Origin of the sequence: Brevibacterium sp. HMSC07C04, assembly GCF_001815905.1 — a bacterium.
Taxonomy (GTDB): Bacteria; Actinomycetota; Actinomycetes; order Actinomycetales; family Brevibacteriaceae; genus Brevibacterium.
In genome coordinates this window covers 73,612-92,379 of the sequence record NZ_KV823280.1, presented here as the reverse complement: position 1 = coordinate 92,379, position 18,768 = coordinate 73,612, and the positions used below count along the sequence as shown (strand labels likewise).

Sequence of the window (18,768 nt, the reverse complement as noted above, 5' to 3'; positions counted from 1 at the left end):
GTGCGGGACAGGATCCGGTGCGGGGTGAATGACAGATCATTCTAGTGCTTTTCAAAGCACGCGGATGGGCCCGGCGTGGTTGCCGGGTTCGGGCTGAGCCCCTGGACGGCGGCTGACAGCTGTTCGACACGCACGCGACTCGTGTCAGTGCTTCGTGGTCGAATAGCAGTATGAGGACAAACGAAGCCGCAGGAAACTGCGCTGCAGAAACTCTGCTCGCCGGACAGCGGACCGCGGTCTTCGGCGGTCCGGGCACGGGAAAGACCGCGCAGCTGATCGATTCCTACTCCGTGCTGGCCAAGCGCGGGGGAGAACCGTCCGTTCTTGCGCTCACGCCCAGCCGAGAGCACGCAGATGCACTGCGCGATCGCCTGCCGACGGGTGACGGCATTCGCTCCGCACCAGCCGCCCGGTCAGTCCACTCCTACGCCTTTTCGCTCGTCTCAGCGCACTCTGCCGCCGTTTTCGGCCGGCCTCTTGACTTCATTTCCGGTGCGGACCAGGAATATCTTCTCGCCTCAGTTCTCGAAGGCTATGAATCCGGGCGGGTTTCGGGCCCCCGGTGGCCAGGCGGATTCAGCGCCGAACTCCTGACAACCGCAGGCTTTCGCCGTCAGCTGCGCGACGCTCTCAACGCCGTCATGGGCTACGGCGTGACACCAGCCCAGCTCGAACGGCTGGGCAGACAGCGAGGACTTGCGCAGTGGCAGGCCCTGGCTGTCGTGCTCAAAGACTACGAAAACCTCCTGGCGGTCCCCGGTTTCGGCGGAGTCGACACCGCTGCGGTCTTCGCCCGCGCAGCCGCAGTCGTCACAGCCGACGGCACGAGGGCCGGTCAGAAGTGGTCTTTCTCCTCTGAACCCCTGCCGGCGCACATTCTGCTTGACTCAGCACAGGACTTCCCGGACACCGCGCTTGACTTCCTGCTGGCGCTCGAATCCAAAGGCGCCACGATAGGACTGTGGACATCTCCCGACACGACCGTGCAGGGATTTCGCGGTGCCGGCGGCAGGCTGTTCCAATCGCTTGCAGCCGGCGCGCAGACCTTCACTCTCGACGGAGCATCCCGTGTGCACCGCGGTGCAGGTGGTGTGCGCCGCGCCTACGATTCCCTGGCCCGCATCATTTCGTCTGATCTGCACCGCCGGCACGTTCCAGCTTCAGCCGAAGATTTTGCCGCCGGAGCGTCAACCGTGTGTGCCAGTGCCGTCAGCACCCAGTCCGACCAAGCGCGCTTGGCGGCCTCCCTCATCCGCACGTGGCACGACGACGGCGCACAATGGGACGACTGCGCTGTGCTGTCACGCTCATCCGGGTCTGCGTCCGCGCTCGCGGCAGAGCTCGCAGCCCACGGAATACCGGTGCAGAAGCAGGTTCAGCCGCTGAGTTCGCAGCCGGCAACCGCCCACATTCTTCGTCTGCTGGCCCTTGGGGACAGCTGCGAACCGGGTGAACGCGAACGCCTGTGCGAAGACATCGCCACCGGCCCCTACGGGGAGCTCGACGTTGTCGGCGCGGGAAGTCTGCGTCGAGCGCTGATGCGCACTGACAGCAGGGACGACGGCGGTGACCGCAGTCTGGGTGCTCTTCTGGCGGCCGCTGCAGCAGCACATGCTGAAAGCGCCGACGCGCCGACAGGTGTGCACGGCCCAGACGCTGCATCGAGCGCGCCCCGGACGGTGCGCATGCTCGCAGACGTGCTGATTGCGGCAGACCGGGTGCGCAGGCTCGAACCCGAAGCGGCCGTATGGGAGGTCTGGGAGGCCTTCGGTGTTGCCGATGACTGGCAGCGGCGTGCGGAATCTGATCCAGAAGACGAACGCAACGCGGACCTCGACGCCGTCATCCGACTGCAGACGCTGGCACAGAAGTTCACCGACCGGAGAGAAGTCGACGCCGAAAGCTTTGCGGTGACAGTTCTCGGCCAGGCGGTTGCCCAGGACTCCCTGGCGCACTCCGGACAGAGCCGCGAAGTCATTGTGTCCACACCGGCCGCGGTGGCACATCGCGATTTCGAACACGTCATCATCGCCGATGTCCAAGAGGGCACGTGGCCCAACACCAGGGTCCGGGGATCCGTTTTCCTCCAACAGCGTCTCGACGAAGACCTAGCCGCCGGTGTGTGGCGCATCGCCGATGGTGACGAAGGCGGCGGTGGCATCGATGCTTTCGCGGCCCTCGACAGCGCCCCCAGCTACCGTGAACTGCAGAAGGCCACGGTCCGCGACGAAGGCCGCATGTTCCTAGCAGCGCTGTCCCGGGCCCGCTCCACGGCGGTGGTTCTTGCCGTCAATGACGGTGAAATCCTGCCGTCAGTGTTCTTCGAGCACACGCAGAAAGCCGCCGCCCAGTTCGGCCGTGAGGGCACACAGCCGGCCCCCGAACCCCGTGTTCTCAGCCCTGTATCCGACCACGCGACCGTGGGGCCGGCGTCAATGCGCCAGCTGGTGGGATTTGCGCGCGGCCGGTTTGAAAACAGCAGAGACGACTCTGCACCGTGGGCGCTGCTTTTGGCGGGCCTCGCCGAAGCCGGTGTAGAAGCCGCGTCGCCTCATACGTGGAGTGCATGGCGCGAACGGTCCACCGTCGATCCCGCAGCAGCCGATGACGCCCCCGTGACGATCTCACCGTCAACCCTCGAAATGTTCTTGGAGTGTCCGCTCAAATGGCTGCTGTCGCGCCACGCCGGCGCACTGCCGTCGACAAACGCCCAGCGGCTGGGAACCCTCATACACTCTCTGGCCGAAAGACATCCGCACGGCGGTTACACAGAGCTGAAAGCGGCATTCGAAGAGGGCTTTGAGCATCTTGAGTTCGCCTCACGATGGGAGCGCGACAGACAGTACGCCGAAGGGCTCGACATGGTGGGCAACCTCAACGACTTCCTCGTGAGCAGACGCAGCGACGGCTACCGGTTTATGGGCGCCGAAAAGACCCTTGTCGCCGACAGCCGCGAAGGCTGGCTGATTCGCGGGCGCATCGACCGACTGGAACGCGACAGCGAGGGCCGGCTGCACATTGTCGACTTCAAGACCGGAAAAACCCCGAAATCCAAAGAAGACGCGCAAGCCGATCCGCAGCTGGCCGCCTATCAGGCAGCCATGGGTCTGCCCGGGGCCCGCATAGCGGAGGAAACCGCTTCGGCTCCGCTGCAGGACTTCGGCAACGGCGCCGGGGGCGGCATGCTCATGTATCCCCGCAAAGCTGCCGGGGCGCGTGGAACATCGAACGTGCGCACCCAAGACGCCATGAGTGAAGAAACACGACGTGCATTCCTGGCCGACAGCGTGCGGCCAACCGCAGCCGGCATTCGCTCGGCCCAGTTCCCAGCCACACCTAGTGCCCAGGCCTGCCGCTATTGCCCGGTCAAGCGCTCGTGCCCCGCCGTCCAGACCGGAGAGGACGAATCGTGAACCAAACCCCGCCGCAGTATTCAGCCGAAGACCTAGCCCAGATTGTCGGGACGCCTCTCAAAGACGGCACCAAACCGATGCCCACGGCCGAACAGAAGAGGATCATCGAAAGCCCCGTCGACGCCCCGGCAGTCGTCATCGCAGGTGCTGGTTCGGGCAAGACCGCGGTTATCGCCCAGCGCGTGCTGTGGCTCGTGGCCAACGGCTACGTCGCCAAGGACCGCATTCTTGCACTCACTTTCACCCGCAAAGCAGTTGGTGAACTCGCCAAGCGCATCAATGACTTCATCCGCGCATTCGAAGTCCACGCAGCATCCTGCCGCGACGGCGCAGAGCGGTGGAACGTCGAGAGGCAGACCCGCGCGGCAGAAGGGCAGCGCGGCACAGTGGGCGCATCTGACCCGCTGGATGCACTGTTCGGGCCGACCGTCCAGACCTACAACTCCTATGCCGCCGCACTCGTCAGCCAGTACGGCCTGGCCGTTGGAATCGAAGACGGCACCGCCATTCTGGACGACGCCGAAGCCATCCAGGAGTTCGGTTCGCTCGTCGACCAAGCGACCGACGCAGATATTCCCTCTGAAAAATCACGCGCCACAGTCATCAAAGACGCACTGCACTTGGCCTCGCAGATTGACGAACACCTCAAGACATCCGCTGATGTCATCGACTACCTGGACCTCTCTTTGGCCCACGCGGTCGGCTCCGAGCAGCTGGTCAAACACGCTGCCGCGGTTCGCCGCAAACGCATTCCCAAAGAAGAAAAAGACGCCCTGGGCGCCCGTCTTGAACAGCTGGCCGGCGAAGCCGCGGGCATGCGCACGCTGACACCTGAATTCACCGACCGAGCCGTGGCAGCAGTGCGCGAAGCCGGAACATCGGAGCTCATCGAATCGCTGATGCGCAAAAAACAGTACGCGCTGCTGGCCGGCCGGTGGAAAGAACACAAGCGCGAAACCGGGCGCATGCAGTTCTCCGACCAGGTCGCATCGGCCTACACCATCATGAATGCCGACGAACAGGCCCTCACCGAAGAGCGCGGCCGCTGGGACATCATTCTGCTCGACGAGTACCAGGACACCTCGGACAGCCAGTTCAAACTTCTGCAGACCCTGTTTGCGGGCAAAGCAGTGACCGCGGTCGGGGACTACCGGCAGTCCATCTACGCCTGGCGAGGGGCTTCGGCCGGAAGCCTTCGAGACTTCCCAGAGCAGTTCAGATTCCGCGGCCATCCGGCACAGGAATACACGCTCAGCATTTCCTTCCGAAACGCGCAGCTCATCCTCGATGCTGCCAACGCCGTGTCAGAACCGCTCAAAGCAATTTCCGAAACCGCGTCGGAGCCGCTGAAGCACAAATCGCACGCCAAGACAGGCGGCCCCGCCGAGCCGCAGTCAGACCAGGCGGCGGTCGGCACCGTCACCTTCTGTGTGACAGAGGGCAACACAGATGTTGACTACGGCCTTGACCAGTACCGAGAACTGGCCCTGTGGATGAAGGATCGGACGGGCAGCCGCGCGGTGCTGGTTCGGGCTCGCAAGTCCATCGGGCCCATTGCGGACGCGCTGCGCGCAGCGGGAGTGCCGTACGCGATCGTCGGGTCGCGCGGGTCGCTCGACAACCCATACACCGCCGATGCGGTTGCAGCCCTGGCATCGGCCGTCGACATTACGGCGGCAACCGAGGTCATGCGACTGCTCAGCGGTCCGCAGACCGCACTGGGGGCTAAGGACATACGCGCACTCAGCCGATTCTGCCGGATGCGCGGTGAAGGACTCGACGAAGAAGCAGTCCCAACGCTCATTGAGTGCATTGACGAGTTCGTCGACGACACCACATCAGCCGATCTCGCAGAGCAGGCGGGACTGTCCACGGCGGCGGTCGGCCGCCTGCGCTCCCTGGCGCTGCGGCTCAGAGCGGTCCGCCGCAGTGCGTCTTCACCCGTCGAAGCCCTGCGCTCCGTCGTCCGCGTATTCAATCTCGACTTGGACATCGAAGCTCTGCCCAATCCCGAACCCCACCGCAGGGCCGTCGATTCTCTGAAGACGATGGCGCAGAACTACGGGGCACAGCACCCGTCTGCAACGGCTGCGGACTTCCTCGCCTGGCTCATGGTGGCAGAAGAAAGCGAAGCGCTCGAAGCAGCTGCAGAAGAAGCCGACCCAGATTCTGTCCAGATCATGACGATCCACGCGTCCAAAGGGCTTGAATTCAGTGCGGTGGCCATTCCCGACAACACCGTCGGCGACCTCCCGACCCTCCCGAAGAGCACAAAGGCCTGGCTGACGGGCGCCGAACTGCCATACCCTCTCCGCGGAGACCGGCAGCACCTGGTGGACCTGGACACAACGCGGCAGGATCTGAGCACGGCAGCGGATGCGAAAGAGCTGTTCGGAGGGCCCATCGGCGAGCAGATCAAAGACGATCATCTGGTGGAAGAGCGTCGCCTCGCCTATGTTGCGGTCACTCGCGCGGAGTCACACCTGTGGCTCGGCGCATCGGCAATCACCAGCCGTACCAAGCCGAACACCCTGTCGCCGTTTTTGGAGGAGATCGGCGCAGCACTCGGCCGGGAGGTGCAGATGCCCGAAGCAGTTGACGGCGTCAGCCGACCCCCGACGAGCGTGGAATGGCCGCCGGCGATTGACGATCAGACACGCTCGCACAGGCAAGAACTTCTCGCGGTCTACCGGTCAGCTGCCGGGATCGAACTGCACGAACTTGCCGACAGGCCCGATATCGGACCGCTGGTCAGAAGCGCGCAGGCGCTGCTCGAACCGGAACCGCACAGCGAACCGGCAGAACTGAGCCGGCTGTCAACGACAGCCCTGGTCGACTTCGTGGGAGACCGCGAAGAATTCGACCGGCAGCGCAGCAGGCCCATGCCGCAGAAGCCCTCTTCGGCGGCAGCCCTTGGCACGGAGTTTCACGCCTGGGTCGAGAACAGGTTCGGCCAGTCCAGTCTGCTCGAACTGGACGACCATGCTCCCAGACGTCTGGGGGAACACGAAAGAGCACGGCTGGAGAAGCTCAAAAACAGGTTCGAAAGCTCAGAGTTTGCCAGGCGGACGCCGGCTGCGGTCGAACTGCCCTTTGAACTCAAGGTCGGACCGAAGGTCATCTCCGGAAAAATCGATGCCGTATTCGACTTGGGAAGCGCGCTTGAAGTCGTTGATTGGAAGACCGGCTCCGCGCCGCGCAGTGAACGCGAAATGACAGATCGTGCTGTCCAGCTGTCCATGTACGCCCACGCCGTCGCCCGCATGCCGCAGTTTGCGGGCCGGGATGTGTCAGCGGCGTTTTACTTTTTGGGAAGCGACACCGTCGTGCGCTTCGCCGCGGCGGGCACGCCCGGCAGCGAACCGAGCCTGCTCACGTGGGAACAGCTGGTGGCAGCCGTCAGCGGTCAATGACGTCGGTGGCATCACCGTCGTCATCAGAAGCGTCGAAGGACAGCGGGCGCAGGCGGTCGGGTTCACCCGCCGACTATGGATCGTCGACTGCTGCGGTGTTGCCGGAAGCTGCTTCGTCGGCCGCAGCGTCACTGTCCTTGTCGACTGCCTGCGAGGTCTCTTCCTGCGAGGCGTCGGGTTGGGGTGCAGCTTCGCTGTCCGCGGCAGCGTCATTGCCGCCCTGCGGAGCAGTGAGCGCGGCAAGGTCAGCGAGCATAACCTCTACTTCTTTGATCTGTGCTTTCTCACCCGAATCGACGGCGGTCAGAAGAAGTTCGAGAACAGCCATTTCGCTGCGCAGGTCAATACGACTGCGCAGACCAGCGTCGTCATGGCGCACACGTTCCGCGTACACGCGGAGGAAACGGTCAAACTCTTCGGGATCCAGCAGATGCGATACCGCTTCGAGGTCAACGGCAGGGTCGCCCACGCGCAGGGAACTGAAATCTGCGACCGTCACAATGGACTTTCCGTTCGTGCGCAGGGCATCGATCGTGAGATCGCCGTGCAGGGGAACCGGCAGAAAATGCCACACGGCGGGAGTTTCGAGAACAGTCTCCCACCGCTCCAGCAGTTCGGGTGGCACTTGGCCGGTGGCGGCACCTCGGTCCAGGAGGTCCCACAGCAGGCCCCGAACCTCCTGAGACTCGTGAACCACAAGCCCCGCATCGGCAATCGGACCGGTCTCCGCACTGTGCAGAACCGCAAGACACTCGGCGAGAGAATCAACGTGACTCGGTGCCGTGCGGAAATCCTCCGTCGACATGGGCGCGCCCTCAAGCGGCTGCGAAATCGCAATGCAGCATTCGTCGTCGCTGAACTGTCCCGGACGGAAAGTCCGCGACTCAATAACGCGGGGCACGGCGAAGCTGCGTTCTGTCGGCAGAATAGAGCGCAGAACAGCGGATGCGAGTTTTTCCGCTTCGGCGTCAATCGCCGCCGCCTGGTCAAAGGCTGCTACGACGACGGTGCGGTCATCGTCACTGACCAACAGGCGCGGGCCGCGTTCGTCATCGAGCCGTTTCCAGCGCTTGGCCTTGAAACCGTCCAACATGACGGTGCTGATTGCCACTGCACGAAGATCGAAAGTGTCCACGTCCCCCAATCTACCCGGGCAGGACCTGCTCTTCAGGTTCGCCGAGGCGCGTGTCAGATCAGTGTCAGTGCTGACGGCTATCGTGGTGGTCATGAACCGCTACCTGCTGCCGACCCGCTCACTGTCCCGTGTTGGGACAGACCGCAACCACACCGACCGCGGCGCTGACGGCAGCGTTGCAGATGTCCTGGCCCGCAGCGGCACACGGATCTTCTTCTGCCACCGCGGCAGTCTTCTCGTGTCCCGCGAAGGTCTGCACATGTTCTCATTGGCCGATCTCAAGCCGCACTGGGACAAACTGACCGGCACGCGGGTCTACATCGGCCGCAGCGGGGCCGCGGACCTCGTGGCGCTGCTGCTTGATGACGCCGGCCGCTCAACAGCCGACAGTGCTGTTCTTGACGACAGCGCGGCCTCAGCCGACGACTTCCTGCTGGCCCCGGCGGCCGGTGCCGCAATGGACGACCCCACGTGGGTTGACCTGCGCGCTCTTGCCGCAGAACTCAGCGATGCTGACATTGATGCGGCAACCACCGCCGTGGCACTCGACAACTGGCACAGAACCCACACGCATTCACCGCGCACTGGAGACCCTACGGTGCCTTCGGCAGGCGGGTGGGTGCGCGTCGATCCCGCAGCCGGAACGGAGCACTTCCCGCGCACGGATCCGGCCGTCATAACAGCCGTTCTGCACACTGACGACAGCGGAACGGAGCGCATTCTGCTGGGCAACAACGCACTGTGGCCAGAAGGCCGCTATTCGCTTCTGGCCGGGTTCGTCGAACCCGGAGAAACTCTGGAACAGGCAGTGCGGCGCGAAGTCCAGGAAGAATCCAACATCGACTGCGACACCATCCGCTATCTCGGCTCGCAGCCGTGGCCGTTTCCCTGTTCGCTCATGCTCGGGTTTGCAGCGCGAGCCCGGTCGGCCACGATCACAGCCGACGGCTGCGAAATCGCTGACGTCAAATGGTTCAGCCGTGACGACATCGCATCGGCAACAGCTGACGGCTCGCTTTCCCTGCCCGGCGAAGTCTCCATTGCCGGACAGATCATCAGCGCGTGGATGAACGGAGAACAGCTGCTGTGACATCCAATGCTGTGACATCCAAAGCGGCACAGCTGCTGGAAGCGCTCGACACCGAACAGCGCGCAGTAGCCGAACACTCCGGCGGTCCTCTTGTCGTGCTGGCAGGGGCCGGCACCGGCAAGACCAGGGCCATGACACACCGCATTGCCTACGGTGCGCTTACCGGCCAACGTGACCCCAAACAGACTCTGGCTCTGACGTTCACGGCAAAAGCAGCGGGTGAGATGCGCTCTCGGCTGCGCTCCCTCGGTGTTGCGGGCGCCCAGGCTCGCACATTCCACGCCGCGGCACTGCGCCAGCTGCGCTACTTCTGGCCGATGTTCGCCGAAGGGCCGTTCCCGGAACTCATGCCCAACAAAGCTGGTTCCGTTGCCCGCGTTATGGGAAACCTCGGCTTGACGGTCGAGCGCGAACTCGTCCGCGACGTAGCTGCGGAAATCGAGTACGCGGCTGTCAGTCTGCTGGGCATCGACGAATACGCCCAGCAGGCCCACAGTCGGGAACTGCCCGGCGGGCTCAGCGCTTCGGCGATTGTCGACATCATGCGCGGCTACAGCGACCTCAAAACAGAACGGCGCCTGCTCGACTTCGAGGACGTTCTGCTGACGCTCTCGGGAGTGCTGGGCACGCGTGCCGATCTCGTTGCCACGGTGCACAGTCAGTATCGTCACTTCGTCGTCGACGAATTCCAAGACGTGTCGCCCCTGCAGTACGACCTGCTCATGCGCTGGCTGGGCGATCGAGACTCTCTGTGCGTTGTCGGGGACCCCGCTCAGACTATCTACACCTTCGCGGGAGCCACATCGAACTACCTTCTCAGCACCGCCCAGCGGTTCGCAGGCACCACGACCATCGAACTGGTGCGCAACTATCGGTCACGCGCATCCATTGTCGAGGCCGCCAACAAGGTCCTCTCTCACACCGGCAGCGGCGCCCTGCAACTGCAGCCGGTGCGCGAAGGCGGTCAGCCGCCCTCCGCCTCGGAATACGCTGACGACGCTTCGGAAGCCGCTGCGGCAGCCCAGAGGATTCAAGCGCAGATAGCGCAGGGCGTGCGGGCATCTGACATCGCCGTGCTGTTTCGCACCAACGGGCAGAGCAGAGCTGTAGAGGAAGCCCTCGAAGCCCGCGGTATCAGCTACGTGCTGCGCGGGGGAGAGCGCTTCTTTGCTCGCAGGGAAGTCAAAGAAGCCATGGTCCTTCTGCGCTCGTCTGCTGCCGCACGGCGCACGGAGCGGCTCGATACGGCAGTCGCCGAGGTGCTCTCCAGCATCGGATGGCAGGCCCAGCCTCCCTCGGCAACGGGTGCGCTGCGAGAAAAATGGGAATCGCTCAATTCGCTCGTGCAGCTGGCCTCGGATATGCAGCGCAACTCGCAGCTGCCCATTACTCTGCCGCAGTTCAGCGCAGAACTCGAAGACCGCCGTGAACACCAGTTCGCCCCGACCGTTGACGGAGTAACGCTGGCCAGCGTGCACGCCGCGAAGGGCCTGGAGTGGAGCTGCGTACACCTCATTGGGCTCACCGAGGGGCTCATGCCCATTTCCTATGCGCAGACTCCGCGCGACATAGCCGAAGAGCGCCGACTGTTCTATGTTGCAGTGACCCGTGCCCGGGATTCACTCGACCTGTCATGGGCGCGCATGCGGCAGTCGGGGTCGCGCACCCAGCGCAGAGTGTCGCGCTTTGTTGCAGAAATGCGCGGGGCTCAGGCTGTACGCCGCGAAGATGCACCGCGCAGCACAGTAGTCAGCAGAGCCTGTCGGCAGTGTGGAAAGGCACTTTCGGAACCTGCCGATCGGCGCATGGGCAGATGCGCCAGCTGTGCGTCTCCTGCAGACAGCGGGCTGCTGAGCGAACTCAGCCGGTGGCGGGCCGCCAAAGCCGAAGAACTCCGCGTGCCCGAATACATGGTGCTGACACAGGCGACGCTGAGTGCTCTAGCCGAAGCGATGCCGGGCAACAGGGATCAGCTGGCTCTTATTCCAGGGCTTGGGTCGGTCAAACTCGCACAGTTCGGATCGGAGCTGCTGGACATTACGGCCGCCGCTTCCGGAGTGGCTTCGGAACCCTGACGGCACCGGCAGTCGGGGTGGAACGCGACATCGTCTTCTTCGATTCCCCAATCTGACACGATCAGCTTTCTGTGCAGGCCCGGCATCCCTGCGCGATCTGCGCGCAGTCGGGATGCCGTGTGAGCGGCCGTAATGGCTACGAGTGCAGGGTCAGCCTGCGAAGCCCGCGGGCCGCTGCGATGAACAGCCTTCCAGGCGTCCAGCCAACCGGGATCATGCTGTTTGGCCCAGCGCACGCCGCAGTGTGAGCACGGTGATGCGCCGGGAACAACGACTCCGCCGACAGTTCCGAAGTGGTCGCCGATGACAGCATGGACGTGGTCGATGTCGCGGGCATACAGCGAATCGGCGCTGAGCAGGTCCGGCATCCACACCGCAGTGAGGATCACCAGGCTGCCGGGGTGGATTCGCGGGTCATTGCTGCTGTCCGCCGGTGCGGCCCGCATTCCCGCAGCCTCAGCTGCCGAGGCGAACTCGCCTTTGAAAGGGCCGATGGCGTAGACGGGGGAGCGGCGCACCTTTGCGGCGAGCTCGAGGGGATCGGCCGAGTTCTGTGCTGCCCAGGTGCGCAGGCGCCACGGGGCAGATGCGCCGGGAACCTGGGTGACGACAAGCACCCCTGCATCCGTCAGGAGTCTGCACAGTTCGTGCGCTCGGTCCGCTTCGACTCCGAGTTGTTGGGCTTCGGATATGAGGTCGTGTTCTTCAATGCCCAGGCGCAGGGCGTCCAGCAGGGCGGACTCGCTGTCGCTGAGTCCGGACAGGATAACGGGGGCATCGATTCCGAATTGAACGCACGCGTGTGTTCGGCTGATGACGGCAACGGCCGGATCGACTATGAGCATCTTCACCTCCGGTAGTGCAGTCAATCTACGGGGCATGCTCAGAAGATGGAAGATGCTTTCCGCATCTGTGGAAAACCTGTGGATAAAACGCAAGCAGGGCCTACTGTGAGGCCGTCGGCGGGTGAGCGCCGAAGTCACTGTGCAGGCCCTGCTCGGGTGGCGGACCCGCAGGGCCGTCAGTTTTCACGTGCCTTCCCCTTGCCCGTGATCACTGCGTTTTCCGCGGGTCCATTCCTAAAGTTAGAGGGCTGTGTGGGGTGCCGTCAAAGCGATTTCCCGGCGGCAGTGTGGACATGTGCGGATTCTCTGTGGAGACTTCTCCCGGGCTTGTGGAAACTGATGTGGATAACGGTGCTGGCAAAGGGTGCGGAATCCCGGAAACACAAGGCTTTCGGGTGTTGATTCATAAAATTCGAGAAACTGTTGGATTTAACAGTGTGGTGTCTATCACACCAGTTGTCTTTTGGTGTCACTTTGTTCTCGAACGCGGCCTCTGCTTGGATGAGCACCATGACTGCGGCAGAAGTTGAACGGATGCTGCGCAGCGGCGAGATGACGGTTGTGCGCTCTGCGCGCAGAAAGAAAACCTACACGCTCCAGCCTGCGGGCGACGCTTGGAAGCTTGCGGTGCCCCAGCGTTTTGACGTCACTGCAAACCTTGCTGGAATAGCCGAGCTCTTAGAGCGTGCGCAGCGCCGGCGGGCTAACGCTCCGCGAAGTGACGACAAGCTTCGCGCCTTGGCAGAAGAGCTCAACCAACGGTATTTCGGCGATGGAATCGAACCGGGCTCGGTGCGCTGGACAGGCAACCAGCGGCGCAGATTCGCCTCTGCCAGCGGCCTGACGGGCGACATCAGGGTGTCGGACCGTCTGCGGAACGTTCCTCGCTGGGTGCTTGAAGCGGTTCTTGTTCACGAACTCGCGCACTTGCGGCACCTCGACCACTCGCCGGCTTTTCGGGCGCTGGCGAACCGGCACCCGCGAACGGCTGATGCGGAGATCTTTCTCGCAGGCTTCGCTCACGGCGAGGATGCCGCTGAGGCCGCGGTGTGCGGCTGACGCACGATCGTGCGGCAGGCAGCTGAAGTCCGCAGCTGACGCGAAGGGCGCTGGGGGTATGCCCACAGCGCCCTTCCGTTGAGTTCGGCTTCAGCACGGTACAGCAGAAGCCGCCGATGCTCAGTCGTTCTTGCCGGACTCCTCGTCCAGAAGCCGCTGGAGTGCTTCATCCATGTTGTCAATATCGGCATCCCCGGTTTCGGGGCTGCGGCGCTCCAGGTAGCCCAGTGGGTCGTCAAGATCAACAGCAGACGGCAGGGACTCGGCCTGGTTGAACACCGCGTCGCGCGCTTCGGCGCCTTCTGTCTGTTCGAGGAAGGTGAACAGCTGAACCGCATCGTTGAGGCGGGTCGGGTGGATGTTCAGGCCGATGAGCGAAGCGAATTCGGCTTCTGCTTCGGACTGGGCGCTGTAGCGCTCCCGCAGTGCTTCGCGGATCTGGTCGCGCTTCTCGAGTGGTTCAACCGCGGCGTAGGCGACGACATCAGTCCAGCCGGCCACCGTCGACAGCAGGCGCTGGAGATTCTGCTCGGCGGCTCGGCGCTCCGCCGTGTCGGCTGGTTTGAACAGTTCCTTCTGCATCTGTTCGGCCGCTTCCTGCATTTTCTGCGGATCCATGTCCGGTGCGATTCCGCCGAGTGCGCTGCCGTTGACTTCCACCGTCGCGGCGTAGGCGCGCACGGCGTCTTCAATGTGCTTGCGCAGCCACGCAGCGCGCGCAAAGAGTGCGTAGTGCGCCAGTTCCAGTGTGGCCAGGTAGATGCGCAGCTCGTTGACGTCGACGTCGATTTCGGCGGCGAAGCCGGTGATGTTCGCGCTGACCATGGACGGACGTCCGCTGGCTGCAAGCGGCAGGCCGTACTCCGTGCCGGTGAGTACGGAGCCGGACAGTGCCGCCGCGGCCTGTCCCAGCTGAGAGGCGAACATCGAGGTGGTCATGGAGGCGAGCATCGGCTGCGCGCTGCTGAGAAAGCCGCGCATCTCCTCGGGAATCTGCTCAGAAATGCTCTCGGTCAGTCCCGAGGCGGTGCGCTCCTGAATGGGGGAGGCCAGCGACAGCCAGCCGCCGATGGTTTCCTTGACCCAGCCTCGACGGCTGAGTGCTTCAACACTCGCAGCCTCTGACGAGGCGTCTGTCACCTTCGACAGCCACAGTTCGGCAAGTCGGAATGCGTCTGCCGCGGCTTGGCTGGTCTCGCTCGTGACGGTCGGGTCAGGTTGGGGGACGGCGCTTTCGGCTGTCTGCAGAGCGGCGTCTTCGGGATCGGGAGGGGTCATCATCGATTGGAAGCGGCTCATCATCGAGCCCAGCTGGCCTGGATCCATGCTGAAAGGTCCCTGCCCGCCGCTGAAGAACATGCCGAACATGTTGTTCATCGGGTCGTCATCTGGACGGTCTTTGTCATCACTCATGTTGGCCCCCAAGGGTTGATCGTTCTTCTCAGAGTAACGAAGCCCGGGCTCAAAAGATTTCCCTGCGCCGCAGGGAGTGCGCATTTCGCTGAGGACGTAATGCCAAATGGTGGTCGCGCTGCAGCACCGACTAGAATGCTGCAAGCCGACAAACCGAAAGGACACTGTGGCCAGGCCCTCTCACCAGCCCCGCAGGCGGATCTCCGCATTCGCTCTTTCGGGCTTTCTCGCGTTCGTGTTCGTGCTCATCGCCGCTGTTGTGCCCGTGGCGTACATCGTAGAAACTCCGGGGCCGGTGTTCAATACGCTCGGCAAAGTCGAAGACACCGACAAGGACGTCGTTGAAATCACGGGTGCGCAGACCTATCCCACTGACGGGCAGCTCAATATGCTCACCGTCGGCGTGGTGGGAGGCCCAGATCGACACATGAGCGCCCTGCGCGCATTCATCGGGCTGGTCAAGGGTACAGAGACGGTCGTGCCGACCGAGTCCCTCTACCCGCTGGAAATCACGGGAGAGCAGGTCAGCCAGACGAACACGGCGCAGATGACCAGTTCGCAGGACGTTGCGACAGCCGCGGCACTCAGCGAACTGGGCATGGACTACACGGTGCGCATGCGGGTGGCTGAAGATCCAGCAGACGGGCCGGCGCGCGGCAAAGTCACCCAGGGCGAAACTGTGCTCGCCATCAACGGCAAAGAAGTCGAAGGGCCCGACGCCCTGCAGACAATTCACGGCGAAGTCGAAAAGGGCCAGCCAGTGGAGCTCCGCCTCGAAAGCGAAGGGCAGCAGCGGACCGAAACGATCCAGCCGACGATGCTCGACGGCGAACACCGGATGGGAGTCCTGCTCGACCAGGACTTCGATTTCCCCGTTGACGTGAAGTTCAACCTCGACAACGTCGGAGGGCCGTCAGCGGGCACCGTGTTCGCCCTGACGATCATCGACAAGCTGACCGAAGGCCCGCTCGCAGGCGACAAGAAGGTCGCCGGAACCGGAGCGATCACGGCCGACGGCACAGTCCAGCCCATTGGGGGAGCGCGCCAGAAGGTAGCTGCCGCTGACGACGCGGGCAGCGAGTATTTCCTGTCTCCGCGCGGCAACTGCCCCGAAGCGCTTGAAGCCGCCGAGAACCGTGAAATCACGGTCATAGGAATTGACAATCTCCACGCGGCGAGGACCGCGCTGGAGGACATTGCAGAAGACCGAACATCCGACCTGCCTTCGTGCAGCGCCGACAAGTGAGAGCCTTCGAAAGGAACCCAGTGTCCAACAGTCAGGAAACAGCGAAGCGAAAGGGCCCATCGCCCCTCGTGCTGACGATAGCCGCGGTCATTGCCCTGCTGGCGCTCTACGTGCTCTTTGCGCAGATCTATACGGATGTCCTGTGGTTCTCCCAGGTTGACTACCTGGCGGTGTTCACCAAGGAGTGGATCACCCGGATTGCACTGTTCGCAGTCGGACTCATCGTCATGGGTCTTGCTGTCTTTCTTCCGCTGACGCTGGCGTACCGCAAGCGTCCGGTCTATGTGCCGCAGACTCCGCAGCAGGAAAACCTCGACCGCTATCGGGAAGCCATTGAACCGCTGCGCCGTCTCATGACGATTGTCATGCCCCTGGTCATCGGCGGTATCGGCGGAGTGTCGTTGAGTGGTGCGTGGAAAGAGGTCCTCCTTTTCCTCAATCCCACGCCGTTTGGCAAAGCAGACCCGGAATTCGGTCTGGACATTTCGTTCTACGTGTTCACCTTGCCGATGCTGAAAGTGGTTGGTGACTTCCTGGCGATGGCGGCGCTGCTGTCGCTTGTCGCTGCAGCTGTCGCCCACTACCTTTTCGGCGGGATCCGACCCGGCGAAGAGAAGGGCATTCAGCTGACCCGCGCAGCTCGCGTGCAGCTGGCGGTGACGGCAGCGATCCTGGTTCTTATTCAGGCTGGCCGCATCTTCCTGCAGCGCTACACTCGGCTGATGGACGAATCCGGTCTCATGGCCGGTGCCACCTACACCGCCGTGAACATCACGATTCCGGCACTGCTCATCATCGCCATTGCCGGCGTGGTCGTTGCGGCCCTGCTTGCTGCCAATGCCTTCCGAGACATGTGGAAGCTTTCGGTGGTGTCAGTCGTCATGCTGCTGGTGCTCGGCGCTGTTTCCATCATCGGCCTGCCCGCGGCAGTGCAGCAGTTCATGGTGCAGCCGAGTGAGCAGAGCCTTGAGAAGGACTACCTGCAGCGCAACATTGATGCCACGCGGGATGCCTACGGCATTGACGATGTCGAAGTGCAGCAGTACAAGCCCTCCACAGAAGGCGAACGAGGTGCCCTTCGGGCTGACGCCGAAACTGCGGCTTCTATTCGACTCCTGGACCCGAACCTGGTGTCGGACACGTTCCGACAGCTGCAGCAGCAGCGGTCGTTCTATTCCTTCCCCGAGCAGCTGGACGTCGACCGCTATGAAATCGACGGCAAACAGCAGGACACCGTGATTTCGGTGCGTGAACTCAATCCGGAATCACAGGCTTCTGCTTCGTGGCTCAACCAGGCGGTTGTCTACACGCACGGCTTCGGAATTGTTGCCGCCTACGGCAACAAACAGGGAGCCGACGGGCGTCCGGCGTTCCTTGAGTCCAACATCCCGCCAACCGGCGAGCTCGGCGAATACGAACCGCGCGTCTACTTCGGCGAACAGTCGCCCACCTACTCGATTGTCGGCGGACCCGAGGACGGTGAGAAGCGCGAAATCGACTACCCGACCGACGATGAAAAGGACGGCGGCGCTCAGGTCTACACGACCTTCCAGGGTGAGGGCGGACCGAACGTGGGCAGCCTGTTCAACCGTCTGGCCTTCGCGGTGAAGTTCCAGGACGAGCAGATCGTCCTCTCGGATGCCGTCAATCCGGAATCGCAGATTCTGTTCAACCGACAGCCACGCGAACGCGTCAAGAAGATCGCACCGTTCCTCGAAGTGGACGGCGATCCGTATCCGACCGTGGTCGACGGCCGCATCAAGTGGATCGTCGACGCCTACACCACGAGCTCGAACTACCCGTATTCAACACCGCAGGTTCTCCAGAATGTGACGGAAGACTCCAACACCCAGCGGCAGGGTTCTGTGGCTGCGCTTCCGCCGCAGAAGGTCAACTACATTCGCAACTCAGTCAAGGTTGCTGTCGATGCGTACGACGGTTCTATTGACATGTACGCCTGGGATGAAGAAGATCCGCTTCTGCAGTCATGGTCGAAGATCTTCCCGAACGCGCTCAAGCCGATTTCGGAGATCAGCGGTGACCTCATGAGCCACGTCCGCTACCCGGAAGACCTCTTCAAGGTTCAGCGTCAGCTGCTCACGCAGTACCACGTGCCGGATGCGAACTCGTTCTACACCAAGCAGGACTTCTGGACCACTCCGCTCGACCCGACGGTTGACCGCGAGGAACGGCTCATGCAGCCGCCGTACTACATGACCCTGCAGATGCCGGGTCAGGATCAACCCACGTTCTCGTTGACCTCGAGCTTCATTCCGCGTCCCATTGAGGGGCAGACGCGCAACAACCTCACCGGCTACTTCGCCGCCAGCGGTGACGCGGGCAGCGAAAAGGGCAAGGTCAGCGAGGAGTACGGCCGGCTGCGCCTGCTGCAGTTGCCGCGCAACACCACCGTGCCCGGTCCCGGTCAGGCGCAGAACAACTTCAACACCGAACCGGCCATTCAGCAGAACCTCAACCTGCTGCGTCAGGGCGAATCGAAGGTGGAGAACGGCAACCTGCTCACACTGCCAATCGGCGGTGGCCTGCTCTATGTGCAGCCGGTCTATGTGCGTTCGCAGGGTGAAACCTCCTATCCGGTTCTGCAGCGAGTCCTTGTGGCATTCGGCGAGCAGATCGGCTTTGCGCCCACTCTTGACGAAGCGCTCGACCAGGTGTTCGGGGGCGACTCCGGTGTGTCCGCAGGCGACCACGGTCAGTCCGGTCAGGCTTCAGACGAAGAAAAGGGGTCCGTCACCGCTGACGGTTCGGATGGAGGCGACAAGAACGCCTCTGGAGGCGGTTCCGGACTTGACGCGGCTCTGAAGGAAGCTGACAAGGCCATGAAGGACTCGGACGATGCTATGAAGGAAGGCAACTGGGACGAGTACGGCAAGGCTCAGGATCGCCTGCGTGACGCACTGGACAAAGCCATGAAGGCTGACGGTGCAGACGCCGGTGCGGGACAGGGCGCAGGGGATTGACCTCAGCGGCGTCCGTTCCGTTCGCTCCGGCGACCGTGAGGTGGTCGGAGCGGGCGCGGTGGCCCCGCTCGCTTCAGCGAGGGTGGTGCGATGCACAT

The 18,768-nt window shown here is 63.2% G+C and carries 10 protein-coding genes; 7 read left to right on the top strand and 3 right to left on the bottom strand.

What is annotated here, in order from left to right; genetic code table 11:
- Positions 1-170 precede the first annotated feature (170 nt).
- Positions 171-3,413 carry a PD-(D/E)XK nuclease family protein gene (locus tag HMPREF3162_RS09555; protein WP_070573892.1) on the top strand — a complete coding sequence of 1,081 codons (3,243 nt, stop codon included), beginning with the start codon at positions 171-173 and terminating at the stop codon, positions 3,411-3,413.
- Positions 3,410-6,826, top strand: coding sequence for an ATP-dependent DNA helicase (locus HMPREF3162_RS09550; protein ID WP_070777675.1), 3,417 nt, complete (start codon positions 3,410-3,412; stop codon positions 6,824-6,826). Before HMPREF3162_RS09555 ends, HMPREF3162_RS09550 begins: the two co-directional genes overlap by 4 nt.
- A gap of 73 nt (positions 6,827-6,899) precedes the next feature.
- Here the strand turns inward: HMPREF3162_RS09550 and HMPREF3162_RS09545 are convergent, their stop codons facing one another.
- The gene (locus HMPREF3162_RS09545; protein WP_070573889.1) at positions 6,900-7,961 is read right to left on the bottom strand and encodes a phosphotransferase; all 1,062 of its coding nucleotides are present in this window, start codon (positions 7,959-7,961) and stop codon (positions 6,900-6,902) included.
- Positions 7,962-8,052: 91 nt separating this feature from the next.
- On the opposite strand from HMPREF3162_RS09545, the gene nudC reads away from it, so the two are divergent.
- Entirely contained in the window at positions 8,053-9,051 is a 999-nt protein-coding gene (gene nudC / locus HMPREF3162_RS09540; protein WP_070574053.1) for an NAD(+) diphosphatase, read from the top strand.
- Positions 9,048-11,126 (top strand): ATP-dependent DNA helicase UvrD2, encoded by a 2,079-nt coding sequence (locus HMPREF3162_RS09535; protein WP_256278264.1) that lies wholly within the window; start codon positions 9,048-9,050, stop codon positions 11,124-11,126. The genes nudC and HMPREF3162_RS09535 overlap by 4 nt, the downstream gene beginning before the upstream one ends.
- Here the strand turns inward: HMPREF3162_RS09535 and HMPREF3162_RS09530 are convergent.
- Entirely contained in the window at positions 11,021-11,977 is a 957-nt protein-coding gene (locus HMPREF3162_RS09530) for a hypothetical protein (RefSeq protein WP_151952232.1), read from the bottom strand. The two genes, HMPREF3162_RS09535 and HMPREF3162_RS09530, sit on opposite strands and share 106 nt — an antisense overlap.
- Positions 11,978-12,481: 504 nt before the next feature.
- Between HMPREF3162_RS09530 and HMPREF3162_RS09525 the strand changes: the two genes are divergently transcribed.
- Entirely contained in the window at positions 12,482-13,030 is a 549-nt protein-coding gene (locus HMPREF3162_RS09525) for a M48 metallopeptidase family protein (RefSeq protein ID WP_226829139.1), read from the top strand.
- Positions 13,031-13,150: 120 nt separating this feature from the next.
- Here HMPREF3162_RS09525 and HMPREF3162_RS09520 read toward each other — a convergent pair whose 3' ends face one another.
- Positions 13,151-14,443 carry a zinc-dependent metalloprotease gene (locus HMPREF3162_RS09520; protein WP_070777674.1) on the bottom strand — a complete coding sequence of 431 codons (1,293 nt, stop codon included), beginning with the start codon at positions 14,441-14,443 and terminating at the stop codon, positions 13,151-13,153.
- Positions 14,444-14,609: 166 nt separating this feature from the next.
- On the opposite strand from HMPREF3162_RS09520, the gene HMPREF3162_RS09515 reads away from it, so the two are divergent.
- Together HMPREF3162_RS09515 and HMPREF3162_RS09510 are read left to right on the top strand one after the other, a co-directional pair.
- A complete protein-coding gene (locus tag HMPREF3162_RS09515) occupies positions 14,610-15,689 on the top strand; it encodes a YlbL family protein (RefSeq protein ID WP_176745889.1) in 1,080 nt (359 codons plus the stop codon).
- A 20-nt stretch (positions 15,690-15,709) separates the two neighbouring features.
- Complete coding sequence (locus HMPREF3162_RS09510) at positions 15,710-18,670, top strand: UPF0182 family membrane protein (protein ID WP_070573880.1); 2,961 nt, start codon at positions 15,710-15,712, stop codon at positions 18,668-18,670.
- The last annotated feature ends 98 nt before the right edge of the window (positions 18,671-18,768 follow it).

Excerpts from the sequence above, each read along its gene's own strand:
- HMPREF3162_RS09555 (WP_070573892.1), top strand. The coding sequence starts at position 171 with ATGAGGACAAACGAAGCCGCAGGAAACTGCGCTGCAGAAACTCTGCTC.
- nudC (WP_070574053.1), top strand. The coding sequence starts at position 8,053 with ATGAACCGCTACCTGCTGCCGACCCGCTCACTGTCCCGTGTTGGGACA.
- HMPREF3162_RS09525 (WP_226829139.1), top strand. The coding sequence starts at position 12,482 with ATGACTGCGGCAGAAGTTGAACGGATGCTGCGCAGCGGCGAGATGACG.
- HMPREF3162_RS09520 (WP_070777674.1), bottom strand. The coding sequence starts at position 14,443 with ATGAGTGATGACAAAGACCGTCCAGATGACGACCCGATGAACAACATG.